15 protein-coding genes are annotated in these 18237 nt (G+C 72.3%); 1 reads left to right on the top strand and 14 read right to left on the bottom strand.

Annotated elements, in window-relative coordinates; all coding sequences use genetic code 11:
• Positions 1 to 26: 26 nt before the first annotated feature.
• The 8 genes from ileS to ftsZ all read right to left on the bottom strand — a co-directional run bounded on the left by ileS (position 27) and on the right by ftsZ (position 9312).
• Positions 27 to 3185 carry an isoleucine--tRNA ligase gene (ileS, locus tag IQ251_RS07270; RefSeq protein WP_193927694.1) on the bottom strand — a complete coding sequence of 1053 codons (3159 nt, stop codon included), beginning with the start codon at positions 3183 to 3185 and terminating at the stop codon, positions 27 to 29.
• Positions 3186 to 3491: 306 nt separating this feature from the next.
• Positions 3492 to 4067 carry a hypothetical protein gene (locus IQ251_RS07275; protein ID WP_193927695.1) on the bottom strand — a complete coding sequence of 192 codons (576 nt, stop codon included), beginning with the start codon at positions 4065 to 4067 and terminating at the stop codon, positions 3492 to 3494.
• Between the two features lie 127 nt (positions 4068 to 4194).
• A complete protein-coding gene (wag31, locus tag IQ251_RS07280; protein ID WP_193927696.1) occupies positions 4195 to 5073 on the bottom strand; it encodes a DivIVA-like cell division protein Wag31 in 879 nt (292 codons plus the stop codon).
• 47 nt (positions 5074 to 5120) lie between these two features.
• Positions 5121 to 5405, bottom strand: coding sequence for a YggT family protein (locus IQ251_RS07285; RefSeq protein WP_193927697.1), 285 nt, complete (start codon positions 5403 to 5405; stop codon positions 5121 to 5123).
• A 19-nt stretch (positions 5406 to 5424) separates the two neighbouring features.
• A complete protein-coding gene (locus IQ251_RS07290) occupies positions 5425 to 6066 on the bottom strand; it encodes a cell division protein SepF (protein ID WP_193927698.1) in 642 nt (213 codons plus the stop codon).
• 81 nt (positions 6067 to 6147) lie between these two features.
• Positions 6148 to 6882, bottom strand: coding sequence for a YggS family pyridoxal phosphate-dependent enzyme (locus tag IQ251_RS07295; RefSeq protein WP_193927699.1), 735 nt, complete (start codon positions 6880 to 6882; stop codon positions 6148 to 6150).
• Complete coding sequence (gene pgeF, locus IQ251_RS07300; RefSeq protein WP_193927700.1) at positions 6879 to 7598, bottom strand: peptidoglycan editing factor PgeF; 720 nt, start codon at positions 7596 to 7598, stop codon at positions 6879 to 6881. Before pgeF ends, IQ251_RS07295 begins: the two co-directional genes overlap by 4 nt.
• Positions 7599 to 7722: 124 nt before the next feature.
• Positions 7723 to 9312: a cell division protein FtsZ gene (ftsZ, locus tag IQ251_RS07305; RefSeq protein ID WP_193927701.1), complete on the bottom strand. Its 1590-nt coding sequence runs from the start codon at positions 9310 to 9312 to the stop codon at positions 7723 to 7725.
• Positions 9313 to 9823: 511 nt separating this feature from the next.
• Here ftsZ and IQ251_RS07310 point away from each other — a divergent pair.
• Positions 9824 to 10741, top strand: a complete 918-nt coding sequence (locus IQ251_RS07310; RefSeq protein ID WP_370591247.1) for an SDR family oxidoreductase — start codon at positions 9824 to 9826, stop codon at positions 10739 to 10741.
• 6 nt (positions 10742 to 10747) lie between these two features.
• Here IQ251_RS07310 and IQ251_RS07315 read toward each other — a convergent pair whose 3' ends face one another.
• The 6 genes from IQ251_RS07315 to murD all read right to left on the bottom strand — a co-directional run bounded on the left by IQ251_RS07315 (position 10748) and on the right by murD (position 18217).
• Positions 10748 to 11941 (bottom strand): nitric oxide synthase oxygenase, encoded by a 1194-nt coding sequence (locus tag IQ251_RS07315; protein WP_193927703.1) that lies wholly within the window; start codon positions 11939 to 11941, stop codon positions 10748 to 10750.
• A 47-nt stretch (positions 11942 to 11988) separates the two neighbouring features.
• A complete protein-coding gene (locus IQ251_RS07320) occupies positions 11989 to 12732 on the bottom strand; it encodes a cell division protein FtsQ/DivIB (RefSeq protein WP_370591248.1) in 744 nt (247 codons plus the stop codon).
• Positions 12729 to 14195, bottom strand: a complete 1467-nt coding sequence (gene murC, locus IQ251_RS07325; protein ID WP_193927704.1) for a UDP-N-acetylmuramate--L-alanine ligase — start codon at positions 14193 to 14195, stop codon at positions 12729 to 12731. Before murC ends, IQ251_RS07320 begins: the two co-directional genes overlap by 4 nt.
• Positions 14192 to 15268 (bottom strand): undecaprenyldiphospho-muramoylpentapeptide beta-N-acetylglucosaminyltransferase, encoded by a 1077-nt coding sequence (gene murG / locus IQ251_RS07330; protein ID WP_228046333.1) that lies wholly within the window; start codon positions 15266 to 15268, stop codon positions 14192 to 14194. The genes murC and murG overlap by 4 nt, the downstream gene beginning before the upstream one ends.
• Positions 15269 to 15381: 113 nt before the next feature.
• Positions 15382 to 16809 carry a putative lipid II flippase FtsW gene (ftsW, locus tag IQ251_RS07335; protein ID WP_193927705.1) on the bottom strand — a complete coding sequence of 476 codons (1428 nt, stop codon included), beginning with the start codon at positions 16807 to 16809 and terminating at the stop codon, positions 15382 to 15384.
• Between the two features lie 7 nt (positions 16810 to 16816).
• The gene (murD, locus tag IQ251_RS07340) at positions 16817 to 18217 is read right to left on the bottom strand and encodes a UDP-N-acetylmuramoyl-L-alanine--D-glutamate ligase (RefSeq protein ID WP_193927706.1); all 1401 of its coding nucleotides are present in this window, start codon (positions 18215 to 18217) and stop codon (positions 16817 to 16819) included.
• Positions 18218 to 18237 lie beyond the last annotated feature (20 nt).

Consider the following 18237-nt stretch of genomic DNA (forward strand, 5'->3'; position numbering starts at 1 on the left):
TCCGAACGGCACTCCACCGGAGGTGGTCAGGCCCGGGTGACGGTGACGCCGATCTCGGTGCCCTCGCCGACGCTGCCGGTGACACCGTCCGCCTCCCCGGCGCGCACCGACTCGGCCAGCGTCTCGCCCGCGATGAACTCGCGGTGGGCCTGCAGCGCGGCCACCACCTCGTCCGGCGCCGAGACCAGCACGTCCACCCGGTCGGAGACGTGCAGACCGGCCTCCCGGCGCGCTTGCTGCACCACGCGCACCAGGTCCCGCGCGATGCCCTCGGCGGCCAGGTCCGCGGTCACCTCGGTGTCCAGCGCGACCAGGCCGGCACCGCCGGGCAGCGCACCGGCCGCACCGGTATCGGTGGACACCAAGCGCTCGGTGAACTCGCCCTCCTGCAACTCGATGCCCGCGGCCAGCACCGCCCCGCTCGACGTCCGGGTCCATTCCCCGGACTTGACCGCCTTGATCACCTTCTGCACGTCGCCACCCAGCCGGGGACCCGCCGCGCGGGCGTTGACCGCCACCTCGAACCGGCCGTGCGCGGCGACATCGGTGCTCAGCCGCACCTGCTTGACGTTGACCTCGTCGCGGATCAGGTCGGTGAACGGCTCCAGCGACTCGGCGTGCGGGGCGGCCACCACCAGCTCGGCCAGCGGCAACCGGACGCGCAGCTTGTCCGACTTGCGCAGCGCCAGCGCCGCCGAGCACACCTGCCGGACCCGGTCCATGGTCGAGACCAGCGCCGGGTCGGCGGGCAGCTCGTCCACCGCGGGCCAGTCCTGCAGGTGCACCGAGCGGCCGCCGGTGAGCCCGCGCCACACGGCTTCCGCGGTCAGCGGCAGCAGCGGCGCCACCACGCGGCAGGTGGTCTCCAGCACGGTGTGCAGCGTGTCGATCGCCTGCTGGTCCCCGGCCCAGAACCGGTCCCTGGAACGGCGCACGTACCAGTTGGTCAGCACCTCCAGGAAGTCGCGCACCGCGGCGCAGGAACCGGCGAGGTCGAACGAGTCCATCGCCGCGCGCACATCGGTGGCGAGCTCGTCGGTCTTGGCCAGCACGTAGCGGTCCAGCACGTGCTCGCTGTCCGTGCGGTAGGTGCCGGTGGTGCCCGCGGCGTTGGCGTACAGCGCCAGGAAGTACCACGAGTTCCACAGCGGCAGCACCGCCTGGCGGACCGCGTCCCGGATGCCGCGCTCGGTCACCACGAGGTCGCCGCCGCGCAGGATCGGGCTGGCCATCAGGAACCAGCGCATCGCGTCCGAGCCGTCCCGGTCGAAGACCTCGTTGACGTCCGGGTAGTTGCGCTTGGACTTCGACATCTTCTGCCCGTCGTGGCCGAGCACGATGCCGTGCGCGGCGACGTTGGCGAACGCGGGCCGGTCGAACAGCGCGGTGGCCAGCACGTGCAACGTGTAGAACCAGCCGCGGGTCTGGCCGTTGTACTCGACGATGAAGTCGCCCGGGTAGTGGTGCTCGAACCACTCGGCGTTGGCGAACGGGTAGTGCACCTGCGCGAACGGCATCGAGCCGGACTCGAACCAGCAGTCCAGCACCTCGGGGACCCGCCGCATCGTGGAGTTCCCGGTGGGGTCGTCCGGATTCGGCCGGGTCAGCTCATCGATGTTCGGCCGGTGCAGGTCGTCGGGCCGGACTCCGAAGTCGCGCTCGATCTCGTCCAGCGACCCGTAGACGTCGGTGCGCGGGTGCTCCGGATTGTCCGAGACCCACACCGGGATCGGCGAGCCCCAGTAGCGGTTCCGCGAGATGTTCCAGTCGCGCGCGTTGGCCAGCCACTTGCCGAACTGGCCGTCCCGGATGTGCTCGGGCACCCAGTTGATCTGCTGGTTGAGCTCGACCATCCGGTCGCGGAACCGGCTGACTGCCACGAACCACGAGGACACGGCGCGCTGGATCAGCGCGTTGTCGCAGCGCCAGCAGTGCGGGTAAGGGTGCTCGTAGGTCTCGTGGCGCAGCAGGAGCCCGGCCTGCTTGAGGTCGCGGGTGATCGGCTTGTTCGCGTCGAAGACGTGCATGCCCTGGTACGGCGGGACGTCACCGGTGAACCGGCCGTGCGCGTCGACCGGGACCACCGGGTCGATCCCCGCGGCGTCGGTGACGGCCTTGTCCTCCTCACCGAATGCCGGCGCGATGTGCACGATCCCGGTGCCATCTTCGGTGGTGACGTAGTCGGCGGACAGCACGCGGTGCGCGTTCTCCCGGCCGGCGAAGAAGTCGAACGGCGGGGTGTAGGCGGTGCCGATCAGCTCGGCGCCCGGGAACCGGGCCAGCACGTGGTCGGCGACGTCCTCGCCGAATTCGCGCGCGTAGGCGGCCAGCCGCGCCTCGGCCAGCACGTAACGCTGCTGCCCGCCGCCGGGCGCCACGAGCACGTAGTCGACCTCGGGATGCACCGCGGCCGCCAGGTTGGACGGCAGCGTCCACGGCGTCGTGGTCCACACCAGCGCCAGCGCACCGTCCAATGACGTCCCGGGGGCGTTCAGCCGCAGGCCCGCGGTCACCGCCGGGTCCTGCCGCGGCCGGTAGACGTCGTCCATCCGGGTCTCGGTGTTGGACAGCGGCGTCTCGCAGCGCCAGCAGTACCAGAGCACCCGGAAGCCCTCGTAGACCAGACCCTTGTCCCACAGGGTCTTGAACGCCCACATGACGCTTTCCATGTAGTCCAGGTCGAGCGTCTTGTAGTCGTGCGCGAAGTCGACCCAGCGCGACTGCCGGGTGACGTAGTCCTGCCACTCGTCGGTGTAGCGCAGCACTGAGGTCCGGCAGACCTCGTTGAACGCGCCGACGCCCATCGCCTCGATCTCGGACTTGGAACTGATCCCGAGCTGCTTCTCCGCCTCGACCTCGGCGGGCAGGCCGTGGCAGTCCCAACCGAAGCGGCGCTCGACGCGGCGGCCGCGCATCGTCTGGTACCGCGGGACGGCGTCCTTGACGTAGCCGGTCAGCAGGTGGCCGTAGTGCGGGAGCCCGTTGGCGAACGGCGGGCCGTCGTAGAAGACGAACTCGTTCGCGCCGTTCTCGCCGGCCTCGCGGGCCTGCACGGATGCCTCGAATGTCCGGTCCTGCGCCCAGAAATCCAGCACCCGGCGCTCGATCTCCGGGAACGCGGGCTGGGCCGCGACACCCTGCTGCGCGTTTCCGGCGCCGTCGAGCTGAACTTTCGGGTAGGCCATCGCGGGCTTCGCTCCTCGCGGTCGTCGTCGTGTTCCGCCGCACAGCACCGGTTTTCCGGTGCCGAACGGGGACGACACACCGCACGCGCAGCGCACGGGTCCGCGGTACCACCCCGCTTGCCGCCCGCCGGGGACGGCCTCTCCTCCTCGGCTGTCACGGGCCGGACCCGTCCGGTTCTACTGGGACCCGCAGGTCCGTTCTTCCGGAAGCTCCCCGGTGATGGCCGGATCGTCGCCTGCTTCCACCAGCATAGCCGGTGCGCACCACCCCGCGGCCGGAGCCCCTGCGGCCAGGTCGGACGGGCGCTAGCGGCCGCCTGCCCGACCGGCCAGCGTGGCGTAGGGCGCACAGCGAGCGCAGGGCGTGAACCCCAGCTCCTGCGCCTCGCGGAACGGCAACCCGATCGTCTCCCGGTCCCGCAACCACGGGCAGTCCGGCAGGTGGTAGCGCGGGTACTCGTCCACGACCAGCACCTGGGCGTCCGGATCGGGCGCCGGGGGCTGCTCCCAGCGGGTCGTCGCCGCGGGCGTCGCGGTTCCGCCGCGATCCCGGTCGGCTACGGAATCCCGCCCCAACAGCGCAGTTCCGCCGGATGCCGCCGACTCCGCGCTCCGGCCGGTGATCGGGTTCTCGTCCGGATCCCCGGGCACAGGTTCCGGCCCCACCACGGTGGGCTGCCGGTCCGTTCCGGGTGCGGGCTCCGCCTCCGGGCCCGCGGCCGGACCGGCGCGGCGCCGACGGCGGCGCTCGGCCACCAACAGCGCCGCCCCCAGCACGCTGAGCAGCACGGAGATCCAGCCCCATGCGGGCTCACCCACCCCGACGGCACCGACCAGGACTCCGGCCGCCAGGACCACCAGCAGCAGTACGACCACCAGCACGGGCTATCACGCTCCTCGCCGGACCAGATCCGGCCTCTGCGCCGCACACCGGTTGAACCGGGCCGCGACATGCGCATCGGCGGCAACGGATCTTTCCGTCGCCGCCGACGCAGACCGGATTCGCCGGTCAGCCCGCTTCTGCCGCCCGGGCGCCGAAGCTGTAGCTGGCCTGCTGACCGGACGACCTGCTCCCGCTGGAGCTGCTGTTGCCGCTACTGCCGTTCTCCGAGGGCGCGGCGGAACCGCGGTCCTGCAGCTCGCGCAGCTGCGACTCCAGGTAGGTCTGCAGCCGCGTCCGGTACTCGCGTTCGAAGGTGCGGAGGGTTTCGATCTTCTTCTCCAGCGCGTTCTTCTCCTGGGTGATGTTGCCCATCACCTCGGCGTGCTTGCGCTGGGCGTCGCGTTCGAGCGTTGCGGCCTTCTCCCGGGCCTGGCGCTCCAGTGTCTCGGCGCGAGTGCGTGCGTCGTTGAGCATCGTCTCGGCCCGCGACCGGGCGTCGTTGACGAGGCTGTCGGACTTGGACCGGGCCTCGGACAGCAGCTGCTCGGATTTGGTGCGCGCGTCGGAGACCATGCCGTCGGCCTCCGACTTGGCCTCTCCGGTGAGCCGGTCGGCCATCTCCTGCGCGAGGCCGAGAACCTTCGCGGCCTGCACATGATGGTCGCCCCCGGGAGAAGTCTGCTCAGCAGCGGACGGCGCCGGCACCGGGGTGAGCCGACGGGGTTCCTCGGGCTGGGCCGCCGGAGCGGCGGGAGCCGACGACGCGGACGCGGAGGCGGCGGCCGCCTGGCTCCGCGCGTCGTCGAGGTCGACCTGGGCGGACTGCAGCTGGCTCTCCAGCTGCTCCACCTGGCTCCGCAGGTCGTTGTTCTCCTCAACCAGCCGGGCAAGCTCGGCTTCAACCAGGTCGAGGAATGCGTCCACCTCGTCCTCGTTGTAGCCCCGCTTGCCGATCGGAGGTTTGCTGAACGCGACGTTATGCACGTCGGCGGGGGTCAGGCCCACAAGATCACCTCACGCACTCCTCGGCTGCGGGTAGCCCGGGTTCCCCGTCACCCGGGTTGAACCAGTCGCATCAGTATGAACACGACCAGCAGCAGCACCATAATCGATAGGTCTAATCCGACGCCGCCGATCCGGACCGTCGGAATCACCCGACGCAGCAAGCGTACGGGCGGGTCGGTCACTGTGTAGATGCTCTCCAACGCGATTGCAACCCCCCCGGCCGGGCGCCAATCGCGCGCGAACACCCGAACGAGTTCGATCACGATGCGACCCACGAGGAACAACCAGAAGAAGAACAGAACGTAAAACAGGACGATCTGAACGGGATACACACCTCAACTGTGCCACCACTCACCCGTAGTTGAAAAAGGCACCCTCGGCGAGCCGCCGCTTGTCCTCCGCGGCGACGTCCACGTTGGGCGGTGAGAGCAAGAACACGCGGTTGGTGACCTTCTCGATCGAGCCGCGCAGCGCGAACGCCAGACCTGCTGCGAAGTCGACGAGGCGCTTGGCGTCGGCCTCTTCCATCTCGGTGAGGTTCATGATGACCGGCGTGCCATCGCGGTACTGCTCACCGATCGTGCGGGCTTCGCTGTAGCTGCGGGGGTGCAGGGTTGTGATCTTGCTCAAGCTGAACGTGGTGCCCGTGTCGGTGACCGCGCGCAGCCGGGACGGCTCCCGCGGGGGATCCGCCGGCGCGGCGCTGCGGACCGGCGCGTCCTGATTCCACGACCGGCGCAACCGGACAGGCTCGCGGTACTCCTCGCCGAACCCGTCCTGATCACCGTCCGCGTCCGGCTGGTAACTTGCCCGCGCACCGGCCCGGCGCCGCGGTGCGGTCCGGTCGTCGACCGGCTCGGGATCCGCATAGCGGTCGCGGTAGGCCGCGTCCCGGTACCCGGCGTCCCGGTACGCCGGGTCGTCCTCGTACTCGTCGATCTCGTCGGCCGGAACCATGCCGAAATATGCCTTCAGCTTGTGCAAAGCGCTCATCGGCATGCCCTTCCTCTGCGACTGCTCTGCGCCGGGCACGGCGTGACCGACCTCGACGCCCGTTGCGACCTCGGGCTTCGGCTACGGCGAGGTTAGCGGCCGCCCACCGAGCAGCGCTGTTCCGACACGCACCCTGGTGGAGCCGTGGGCGATCGCACTTTCCAGATCGCCGCTCATCCCCGCCGACACCTCGCCAGCCTCCGGGTGACGATCGCGCAGCTGCCGGGATATCCCCGAAAGTGTGGCAAAAGCCATATCCGGATCGCCGTGCAGCGGTGCGACCGCCATCACACCCCGCAGCCGAAGTCCACTCGTCCGCGTGATGAGCGCCGCGAGGGTAACTACTTCGGCCGGGGGACATCCACCACGTCCGTGCGCGTCGTCCAGATTGACCTGGATGAGCACGTCCAGCGGGCGGGTGCGCTCCCCCGCGTCCAGCGCCGACGCGCAAGCGCGGTCCAGCGCCCGCACCAACCGCTCGCTGTCCACCGACTCCACCACGTCCGCCCAGCGGGCCACCGCCCGCGCCTTGTTCCGCTGCAGCTGGCCGACCATGTGCCAGCGCACGTCCGCGTCCGGGCGCAGCGCGGTGAACTCGGCCACCTTGTCGCGCGCCTCCTGCTCGCGGTTCTCCGCGAAGTCGGTCATGCGCAGATCCGCCAGCAGCGCGGCGTCCGAAGCGGGGAAGGTCTTGGTCACCGCGATGAGCTCGACCTCGGCCGGCTCCCGGTCCACCGCGCGGCAGGCGGCGTCCACCCGAGCCCGGACCTCCGCCAGCGATGCGGCCAGCTCCGCCCGCCGCTGCTCGGCGCTCACCCCCGCTCCTCGGGGTCGATCCAGATGACCGCGGCGAACCGGCCGGTGCGGCCGCCGTCGCGGCGGTGGCTGAACAGCTCGGGCGTTTCCATCGTGCAGCGCGGATCCACGCCGATGCGCGCGATCCCGGCCTGGGCGAGCTGCTCCCAGAGCCCGGCGCGCAGGTCCAGCCCGGCGGTGCCGCGACGCGTCTTGCAGGCGCTGCCGGGCAGCCGCTCCTCCACGTCGGCCTGCATCTCGCGCGGAACCTCGTAGCACTCCCCGCATGCGGCCGGCCCCAGCAGTGCCTCGATCCGGCCCGGGTCGGCGCCCGCGCGCACCATGGCTTCCAGGGCCGCGACCAGCACACCCACCCGTGCCCCGACGCGGCCCGCGTGCACGGCGGACACGACACCCGCCTCCGGGTCGCCGAGCAGCACCGGCGCGCAGTCCGCGGTCAGCGCCACCAGCGCCAGGTCCGGCTGCGCGGTCACCAGCGCATCGGTGGCCTCCACCGGTTCGGCCTGCGGGCCGTCGACCGTGGCGGCGGTGCGCCCGTGGATCTGCTCCATCCACACCAGGCGGTCCGGGGACAGCCCGATCCCGTCGGCGAGCTTGCGCTCGTTGTCCGCCAGCGCGGCGGGATCGTCGCCGACCTTGCCGCCCAGGTTGAATGAGTCGAACGGCGGCCGCGAACTGCCGCCTTCCCGCGTGGTGATCACGCGTCGGATCCGCACTGCTGCTCGACCTCCAGGTGCCGTCACGAGTGGTGCCCGCACGAAAAACCGGCACCGGAACGGGTGTTCCGATGCCGATTCTCGCGCATCGTGCCGTCCTGCCGACGGCGGACGCCGGTCGTGCTCAGCGGCGCATGAACGGAGGGATGTCCACGTCGTCGTCCGAATCATCGCCGGTCGAGGAGCTTCCGCGGTTCGGCGCAGCACCGGGCCGCGAGCTCGTGCCGGTGTGCGTCGGGTAACCACCGGTGTTGCGGGTGGGCACCGACACGCTCTGCTGCCCGGCGGACGGGCCGTCCGAACCGAACAGGCTCGGCCGCTGCGGTTCCGCCCGCTGCTCGGGCTCCGGCTGCTGCCGGGGCTGCTCGGCGGGCTGGTCGACCGGTTCCTGCGGCGCCTGCTGCTGCGGAGCCGGTGCCGGCTGCTGGACCGGGGTCGGCTGCTGCGGCTGCTGGGCGGGCTGCTGCGGTGCCGCCTGCTGCTGCGGCGCCGGCTCCTGCGCCTGCTGCTGCGGCGCGGGCTGTTGCGGCATCGGCTGTGGGGCTGCGGCCGGAGGCTGCGCCGGTTGGGACGGTGCCGCCTGCGGCTGCCCGCCGGCCGAAGTCGGCGCAGCCGGCGCCTCACCGGCGGCCGCCCGGGTGTCCGGTGCGGTGCCCGGCGGAAGCCCCTGCCCCTCGGTGACCGCCTCCGAGTCGACGACCTCCGGGTCCTGGCCGTCCTCGTCGCGCGAGCCGACCTTCGTCGGGTCGAGCTTCTTGTGCGTCGGCGCCCCGGCGTCGAAGCCCGCTGCGATGACCGTCACCCGCACCTCGTCGCCGAGCGAGTCGTCGATCACCGTCCCGAAGATGATGTTGGCTTCGGGGTGCGCGGACTCCTGGACCAGCGAGGCCGATTCGTTGATCTCGAACAGGCCGAGGTCCGAACCACCCGCTATGGCGAGCAGAACGCCGTGCGCGCCCTCCATGGACGCTTCCAGCAGCGGCGAGTTGATCGCCTTCTGCGCCGCTTGCACCGCTCTGCCCTCGCCTCTGGCCGAGCCGATGCCCATCAGGGCGCTGCCCGCCCCGGACATGACGCTCTTCACGTCGGCGAAGTCCAGGTTGATCAGACCCGGCGTGGTGATCAGGTCGGTGATGCCCTGCACACCGGACAGCAGGACCTCGTCGGCGGAGCGGAACGCGTCCATGAGGCTCACGCCGATGTCGCCGAGCTGCAACAGCCGGTCGTTCGGGATCACGATCAGGGTGTCGCAGCAGTCGCGCAGCTCCTTGATCCCCTGCTCGGCCTGCGACGCGCGCCGCTTGCCCTCGAAGGAGAACGGCCGGGTGACCACCCCGATGGTCAGCGCACCGAGCTTGCGCGCGATCGAGGCGACCACGGGCGCACCGCCGGTCCCCGTGCCGCCGCCTTCACCGGCGGTCACGAACACCATGTCCGCGCCCTTGAGGACCTCCTCGATCTCCTCCTTGTGGTCCTCCGCGGCCTTGTTGCCGACATCCGGCGCGGCGCCCGCGCCGAGGCCGCGGGTGAGCTCCCGGCCGATGTCGAGCTTCACGTCCGCGTCGGACATCAGCAGGGCTTGGGCGTCGGTGTTCACCGCGATGAACTCGACGCCCTTGAGGCCGACCTCGATCATGCGGTTCACGGCATTGACGCCGCCGCCACCGATGCCGACGACTTTGATCACCGCGAGGTAGTTGTGCGGGGGCGTCATCGGGTCCGCCTTCCTGATCGTGGCTGAAGTGCTCTCTGCGTCGACCGCCGGAACGGTCGTTGTCCGGTCGTCGGGAGCTCGCGCAACCCCAGTCCTCCGGTAGCTGCAGGTGCCGGGACCACACCGATGTTGATCCCCTGCCCGGCTCGGACGGTAGGCATGCCGATACCTCCACGTCCAGCAGCCACGCCGGATTCCGGGACGGGCGCGCTGCAGTGCACCTTCGCAGCCCGCCGCCTCGACCGGCCCGTTCCCCAGCGCGTCGGCCGCCCACCGCTGTGCAGTGGTCCGAGCACGTTCTTTCCTCCCCGTCAGCATCACGCCGCAGCGTGATCATCGCGCATACCGTACCCCGAATGGAGGGCGACGATGCCAAGCAGGGACTTCCGGCGCGCCGCGTCCCGCCGGCGCCGCTCCGCCCGCGCCGGCACCGGCGACCGTCGGTGGTGACCGGGATACTCGGGGTGCACGGCGCGACCGCCGTACGGCACGCCCGATGAGAGGAGAGCAGGTGGGAGCACAGCTGCGGGGCAGGATCGCGTTGGTCGCCGGGGCCACGCGCGGTGCCGGGCGCGGGATCGCCGCCGAACTGGGCGCCGCCGGCGCCGTGGTGTACGCGACCGGGCGCAGCACGCGCGAGAACCGTTCCGACTACGACCGCCCGGAGACCATCGAGGAGACCGCCGAGCTGGTGACCGCGCGCGGCGGGACCGGCATCCCGGTTCGCACCGACCACACCGATCCGCAGCAGGTGCGCGAACTGGTCGAGCGGATCGACGCCGAGCGGGGGCGGCTCGACCTGCTGGTCAACGATCTCGGCGGGGAGCACCTGATGGTCTGGCACACCCCGCTCTGGGAGACCTCGCTGGACAAGGGCCTCGCCCGGCTGCGCACCGGGATCGAGGCGCACCTGATCACCAGCCACTTCGCGCTGCGGCTGCTGGTGCGCAACCCGGGCGGGCTGGTCGTCGAGCTCACCGACGGCACCGCCGAGGTGCACGAGCAGTACTACCGAAGCGAGGGCGGCGCGTTCTTCGACGTCACCAAGGTCGCCGCGCACCGACTGGCCCGCGCCCAGGGCGAGGAGCTCCGCCCGCACGGCGGGACCGCCGTCTCGCTCACGCCCGGATGGCTGCGCTCGGAGATGATGCTCGACGAGTTCGGCGTCGCCGAGCACAACTGGCGCGACGCGGTGGCCCGGATCCCGGGTTTCGCCATCTCGGAAAGCCCCGCCTACGTCGGCAGGGCGGTCGCGGCGCTGGCCGCCGATCCCGATGTGGCCCGGTGGAACACCGCATCGCTGTCCGCCGGATACCTGGCGCGGGTGTACGGGTTCACCGACGCGGACGGCTCGCGACCCGACGCCTGGCGCTACATCCGGGAGGTCGCGTGGGCGGGCGGCAGCGGCGACGTCGCGGACTACCGCTGATCGCGGTCAGCGCAGCAGGCCGCCGAAGTGCGCCGGCCCGCCGGCTGCGGCCCGGTCGGCGGCGTGCTCGTCGACGTGGAACTCGGGCCGCTGCGGTTCGGTGTCGTAGTAGCGGTGGAACACCGGGGTCAGCGCACCGGACATCGGCGGCACGATCCAGCTCCAGTCCACCGGGCAGCTGCGCCCGGCCTTCTCCTCCTTGGCCAGGTGCGTCATGAACCGCTGCGCTTCGGTGTGGTGGTCGGTGATCGTCACGCCCGCTTCGCGGAACGAGTGCAGCACCGCGCGGTTGAGCTCGACCAGTGCGGCGTCCCGCCAGAGCGTGTCCTCCCGCGAGGTGTCCAGCCCCAACCGCTCGGCGAGCGGCCCGATCAAGTCGTAGCGGTCGCCGTCGGCGAGGTTGCGGGCGCCGATCTCGGTGCCCATGTACCAGCCGTTGAACGGCGCGGCCGGATAGGACACCCCGCCGATGCGCAACCGCATGTGGCTGATCACCGGGACCGCGTGCCAGCGCAGCCCCAGCTCGGCGAACCAGTCGTGCTCCGGGTGGGTCAGCTCGACCTCGTGCACCACCCGCTCGGGGAGGCTGAACATGCGTGGACCCTCGGCACGGCTCTCCACGACCAGCGGGAGCACGTCGAACCGGCCCGGTCCGGCGGGCGGCCGCCACCCCGCCGCGCGCACGGCGGAGGTGAACCCGCGGTAGCGCGGATCGCCCAGCACCGAGCCGTCCCGCTGCTCGTACCCGGCGTAGCGGACCAGCTGCTCGTTCCAGATGCGCGGTGCGGGACTGCCCGGGACTTCCGGCGGGAAGATGCTGATCACCGGGCGGATCCGGCCACCGTTGGTCGCGATGCGCAGGTGCTGGACGCAGTGCGCGGCCACGTCCGCCGGGCGGTGCACCGCGCGCAGATCGCGCACCAGCAGGCTGCGCCAGTACAGCCTGCCGATGCAGCGCGCGCTGTTGCGCCAGGCGACGCGCGCGCCGAACTGCAGCTCGTCCGGGGTGTGCCGGTAGGTGCCGGTGAGTTCGACCTCGGTGCGCACCGCCGCCAGCCGCTCAGCGGCCGAGCCCGCGTCCGGATTCTCCGCGTGGAACAGCTCCAGGAACTCCGCTGCCTCGTCGAGGTCCGCCACCGCCCCGCGGCTCACCGCGGATTCCGGCGCCGGGGGATCCGTCCGATCGCTGACCTGGGACACACCGCACACCGTAGCCGTGCGCAGATGATCTTGAACGGGTGTTCCCCTCAGGCCACCGTCGGCAGCGCGGGCGTGGTGACGTCGTAGACGTCTCCGGAGCGACTCAGCAGCGTGGGCAGGATCGCGGCCTTGCGCTGCATCTCGGCCGCATCGCCCCAGTGGATCCGCCGACCGTCCTGCAGCACCAGGTGGATGTCGGACGGCTTCTCCGCGTGCACGGCGCGGAGCTGCGCGTGCACGTCCCGCGGCAGCGCCGCCAGCACCGCAGCGCCGGTGCGCACCCCCTCCGCGCGCTGCGGGCCTCCGGCCGCGTGCAACTGCGGGAGACCGTCCGGTGGCTGCTGCGCGCGGCCGAAGAGGACACCGGAGGCATCCACCAGCCGGACACCGCCCGGTTCGGCCAGGAATCCCTGCGGAGCGCGTTCCACCACGCGCAGCAGGACCTCGCTCGGCCAGGACAGCTCCACCGCGACATCGGCGACCGCGGGCACGCGGGCCAGCCGCTCACGCACCGCGGACTCGTCGACGCGCAGCATCGGGGTGCCCGGTTCGACACCGGCCGCATCGAGCACGTCCCGCTCGGGGATCGAACCGCCCGTCACGCGCACCTCGCGCACGCCGAGCAGCGGGCTGAAGTACAGCACCAGCACGAGCACCGTCACCACCGCCAGCGCACCGGGCAGCAGCCACCGGCGCCAGACGGGACCTCGCGGGGCGCCGCCGCGCACCGGACGGCCGCCGGTGCTGCGCACCCCCGGCCTGGCCTTCGCGCGGCGTCCCGAGGTGCTCACACCTGATCTCCTCCGAGGCCGCGGTCGGGCCCGTCCAATTCGGACAGGATCTCCGGCCCGAGCATGGTCACATCACCGGCGCCCATCGTCAGCACCAGATCGCGCGGCCGGGCCAGCCCGGCGACCAGCGCGGCGGCCTCGGTGAGCGACGGTTCGTAGTGCACCCGTTCCGCGGGCAGCGGCACCCCGCCGGCGATCAGCTCCCCGGTCACCCCCGGCTGCGGGTCCTCCCGCGCGCCGTACACGTCGAGGAGCACGACCTCGTCGGCCAACCCCAGCGCGGTGGCGAACTCCGCGTGGAACGCCGCGGTGCGCGAGTACAGGTGCGGCTGGAACACGACCACCAGGCGGCCGTCCTCGCCGAGCACCGGCCGGGCCGCGCGCAGCTGCGCCTCCACCTCGGTCGGGTGGTGCGCGTAGTCGTCGTAGACCTGCACGCCCGCGGCCCGCCCCTTGAACTCGAAACGGCGCCGCACACCGCCGAACGCGGCCAGACCGTCCAGCAGCCCGGGCAATTCCGCACCGAGCTCCAGCCCGGCCAGCACCGCGGCCACCGCGTTGCCCGCCATGTGCTCACCCGGCACCGCGACCTGCACGTCGACCCGGTCGGCCGGCGCGGGTTCGCCGACGAGTTCCACCGTGGCCACCCCGGCGCCGTGCTCCGGGCGGTAGCCGACCAGCCGGGCATCACCGGACTCGGTCACCGACTTCCCGTAGCGGCGCACCCGCACCCCGGCGGCCTGGGCGGCATCGGCCAACCGCGCGGCGCCCGGATCATCGGCGCAGGCGATCAGCACCCCGCCGGGCACGATCCGCTGCACGAACTCGTCGAACGCGCGGGTGTAGGCACCGGCGCTGCCGTGGTGGTCCAGGTGGTCCGGTTCGACGTTGGTCACCACCGCGACCGACGGGGAGAACACCAGGAAGGAGCCGTCGCTCTCATCGGCCTCGGCCACGAAGATCGTGCCGTCGCCGTGGTGCGCGTTGGCCCCCGAGTCGTTGAGGTCCCCGCCGATGGCGAACGAGGGGTCGAACCGGCAGTGCTGCAGCGCCACGGTGAGCATCGACGTGGTGGACGTCTTGCCGTGCGTCCCGGCCACGCACGCCACCCGATGCCCGGCCATCAGCGCGGCCAGCGCCTCGGCGCGGCGCAGCACCGGAACCCCGCGCCGGTTCGCCTCCACCAGTTCCGGGTTGTCCTCGCGGATCGCGGTGGAGACCACGATCGCGCTGGGACCGCTGTCGAACTGGTCGAGGTTCTCCGCGCGGTGGCCCACGAGCACCTGCGCACCCTGCGCCCGCAGGGCCAACACGGTGCGCGAATCCCGTGCGTCCGATCCGGACACCTCGTTGCCGCGCGCCAGCAGGATGCGGGCGATACCGCTCATTCCGGCGCCGCCGATGCCGACCAGGTGCACCCGGGCCAGCAGCTCGGCGGTGTCCTGCGCGCCTGCCTCGGTCACTGTCCGGCCACCTCCAGCACGATCTTGGCCAGCACCTGGTCCGCTTCCCGGTGCCCGGCCCCGATGGTCGCCGCGCTCATCTCGCGCAGCCGCTGCGGGTCGCGCACCAGCGGCAGCACCTGGTCGATGACCCGCTGCGGGGTGAACTCGGCGTCCGCGATGAGTTCCCCGCCGCCGCCGGAGACGACCGGCTGCGCGTTGAGCGCCTGTTCGCCGTTGCCGTGCGGGAGCGGGACGAACACCGCGGGCAGCCCGATGGCCGAGACCTCGGCGACGGTCATCGCGCCGGACCGGCACACCACCAGGTCCGCCGCGGCATAGGCGAGGTCCATCCGCTCCAGGTAGGGCACGGTGCAGTACGGGGGCGCACCGCGGACCTGCTGCACCGCAACGGTGTTCTTCGGCCCGTGCGCGTGCAGCACGCCGACCCCGGCGCGGCCCAGCGCCTCGGCGGCCCCGGAGAACGCGGTGTTGAGCGTGCGCGCGCCCTGCGAACCGCCGAAGACCAGGATCGTCGGGGCGTGCGGGTGCAGTCCGAAGTGGGCGCGCGCCGGTGCGCGCAGCGCCCAGCGGTCCACCCCGGTGATCGACTCGCGCAGCGGGATCCCGATGGTCTGCGCTCCGCTGAGCCCGCTGTCCGGCGTCGCCGACAGCACCCGCTCGGCGTAGCGCGCGCCGATCTTGTTGGCCAATCCGGCCCGCGCGTTGGCCTCGTGCACCACGATCGGCGTGCGGCCGCGGGCGGCGAGGTAGGCGGGAAGCGAGACGTAGCCGCCGAACCCGACGACCACGTCGGCCTGCACCCGGTCCAGGACCTCCCGGGTCCGCTTGACCGAATCGCGGACCTTCATCGGCAGCCGCAGCAACTGCGGGCTGGGCTTGCGCGGCATCGGCACCGGCGGGATCAGCTCCAGCGGGTATCCGCGCGCCGGGACCAGCCGGTTCTCCAGCCCCCGCTCGGTGCCCAGCGCAGTCACCCGCGCATCGGGCCGGGCGCGGCGCACCGCGTCGGCGAGCGCCAGGGCCGGTTCGATGTGCCCCGCGGTACCACCGCCTGCCACCACGACCGACAGCGGGCGCTGCGCCTGCCCCCCGCCTGCCGGAAAGCCCTGCGGGACACCCGTGCCCGGCGCGGGCACGTTTCCCGGGCCTGCGCCGCGGTCGATGCGGACCGTGCGATCCCCGCTCAACGGTGTCCTCCTCGTGTCTGCGCCCGGGATCCGGGACCGCTGCGCGCACCCTGCGCGCGTGCTTTCCCGGTCCCCCGGCGGGTTGCCTTCGCCCCGGAAGCCTTCGTCGCGGGGCGGCTGGGTGGGGTGCTGGGCCGCGCCGGACGTCGCTTGGCCGGCGGGCGGTACGGGTCCGGGGTCGGCAAGCGGAGCAATCGGCCGACCCGTCCCGGTCCCAGAGACCGTAGCGCGGCGATCGCCTCCGGCTCGTGCCGGGCGAAGTTGGCCAGCAGCCCGAACACCAGCATGCTGCTGACGACCGAGGACCCGCCGGAGGAGATCAGCGGCAGCGGCAGCCCGGTGATCGGCAGCATGCCGACCACGTAGCCCATGTTGATCACCGCCTGGGACACCGTCCACAACGTCAGGGTGGCAGCCACGATCCGGATCCACGGGTCGGTGTTGCGCCGCGCGATGCGCATCCCGACGTAGGCGGTCAGCGCGAACAGGCCGAGCACCACGGCGCAGCCCAGGAAGCCCAGTTCCTCGCCGATGACGGCGAAGATGAAGTCGTTGTGCGCGTAGGGCAGGTACTGCCACTTGGACCAGCCCTGGCCGAGTCCCTGGCCGAACAGCCCGCCGTCGGCCAGCGCGTACAGCGCCTGCATCGACTGGTAGCCGTTGCCGGTCGGGTCCGCCGAGGGGTCGAGGAACACGGTCAGCCGCGCCATCCGGTAGTCCTCGATCACCGCCAGGGCCAAGGTTCCGGTGACCCCGCCCAGCGCCAGCACCGCGAACAGCCGCATGGGCGCACCGACGAACCACAGCAGCCCGAGCAGCACGATGAACAGGGTGATCGTCGAACCCAGGTCGGGTTGCAGCATCACCAGCGCGAACATGAGCAGCGCCGCGGGCACCACGGGAACCAGCAGGTGCCGGTACTGGCCGAGCAGCCCGCGCTTGGTGACCAGCACGTGCGCGCCCCACAGCGCGAAGGCGATCTTGGCGAATTCGACCGGCTGCACCGAGATGCCCCCGAGGCTGAACCAGCTGCGCGCCCCGTTGATCTCCTCGCCCAGCGGGGTCAGCACCAGCGCCAGCATCGCCAGGCACACGCCGAGCAGCGCCATGCTGTAGCGGCGGATCAACCGGACCGGGATGCACAGCGCCAGGTAGAACAGCACCAGTCCGACCAGGCAGTACAGCACCTGCCTGCCGAAGACGCTGTAGGACGTCCCGGCCTGGCTGTACGAGTCGACGCTGGACGCCGACAGCACCATGACCAGCCCGAACACCGTCAGCAGCCCGAACACGGCCAGCAGCAGGTGGAACGAGGCGAGCGGGCGGGTCAGCCAGGCGGTGACCGGTGCGAACAGGCCGCGGCCCGGTCCGCGTCCCGGCGCCCGCTTCGGGGGCGCGGCAGTGGTCTTGCTCGCGGTCGGCATCGGCGGTTCACCCGTCGTGCGCGGTCGCCGTCGAGGACTCGGCCAGCACGCCGCCCGCGGCTTCGGCGAAGCACCTGCCGCGTTCGGCGTAGTCGGTGAACATGTCCATCGAGGCCGCAGCGGGGGCGAGCAGCACCACCGATCCGGGGCGGGCGAACCCGCCGGCCAGGCGGACGGCTTCCTGCATGCCGGTATGGTCCCGCGCCGCCACCTCGCGCACCGGCACATCCGGGGCGTGTCGGGCCAACGCGGCGGCGAACCGCTCGCGGTCCTGCCCGATCAGCACCGCCGCGTCCAACCGATCGGCGTTGTCGGCCACCAGCTGCTCCACGTCGGCGCCCTTGAGCAACCCACCGGCGATCCAGACCACCCGCGGGTGCGCGCGCAGCGCCGCGTCGGCCGCGTGCGGGTTCGTCGCCTTGGAATCGTCCACGTAGGACACCCCGGCCGCTTCGCCGACCACCACCGAGCGGTGCGCGCCCGGCTGGAACGAGCGCAGCCCCGCGGCCACGTCCGCGGGCTCCACGCCGAAGGCCAGCGCCAACGCGGCCGCGGCCAGCGCATTGGCCTGGTTGTGCGGGCCGGACGGGTGCACCTCGCCCAGCGCGGCCAGATCCCGCCGGTCACCGAAGGCGCGGTCCACCAGCCTGCCGCCGGAGACGCCGAGCTGGCCCGGTTCCGGCTCGCCCAGCGTGATCCACACCCGGCGGCGACCGTGCCCGTCCACGAGGCGCGTGGACCACGCGTCGTCCGCATTGCCCACCGCGACCTCGTTGCCGAAGTAGATCCGCTCCTTCGCCCGGCCGTAGGACTCCAGAGATCCGTGCCAGTCGAGGTGGTCCTCGGCGAGGTTGAGCACCGCACCGGCCAGCGGGCGCACGGACTCCGACCAGTGCAGCTGGAAGCTGGACAGCTCCACCGCCAGCACCCGGTGCCCGGCGCGGACCGCGTCCACCACCGGCAGCCCGACGTTGCCGCAGGCCACCACGTCGGTTCCCGCCGCGCGCAGCACCGCTTCCAGCATGCTCACCGTGGTGGTCTTGCCGTTGGTTCCGGTCACCGCCAGCCAGGTGGCGGGCTCCGGTTTGTCGGCGTCCAGGCGCCAGGCCAGTTCGACCTCGCCGATGACCTCCACGCCGGCGGCCGCGGACGCGCTCAGCAGCGGCGACTCCGGGCGCCAGCCCGGGCTGGTCACGACGAGGTCCGTCCCGGCAGGGGGTTCGGTCAACCCGGCGACCAGTTCGGCACCCGCTGCGCGCAGCGAGGCCAGGGCGGCCAGCCGCTCGTCCGAGGCGTCGGTGACGGTCACCGACGCACCGGCGTCCAGCAGCGCCCCAGCCGCCGACCGGCCGGACACACCCGCCCCGGCCACCAGCACTTCCCGACCGTGGAACCGGCCCGCAGCCACCGAACTGCCTCCTCACCTGG

Origin of the sequence: Saccharopolyspora montiporae (genome assembly GCF_015209505.1) — a bacterium.
GTDB classification, from domain to species: domain Bacteria; phylum Actinomycetota; class Actinomycetes; order Mycobacteriales; family Pseudonocardiaceae; genus Saccharopolyspora; species Saccharopolyspora montiporae.

What these genes read in the sequence shown, in the direction of transcription:
- ileS (WP_193927694.1), bottom strand. Translation starts at nt 3,185, where the DNA reads ATGGCCTACCCGAAAGTTCAGCTCGACGGCGCCGGAAACGCGCAGCAG.
- IQ251_RS07290 (WP_193927698.1), bottom strand. Translation starts at nt 6,066, where the DNA reads ATGAGCGCTTTGCACAAGCTGAAGGCATATTTCGGCATGGTTCCGGCC.
- ftsZ (WP_193927701.1), bottom strand. Translation starts at nt 9,312, where the DNA reads ATGACGCCCCCGCACAACTACCTCGCGGTGATCAAAGTCGTCGGCATC.
- ftsW (WP_193927705.1), bottom strand. Translation starts at nt 16,809, where the DNA reads ATGCCGACCGCGAGCAAGACCACTGCCGCGCCCCCGAAGCGGGCGCCG.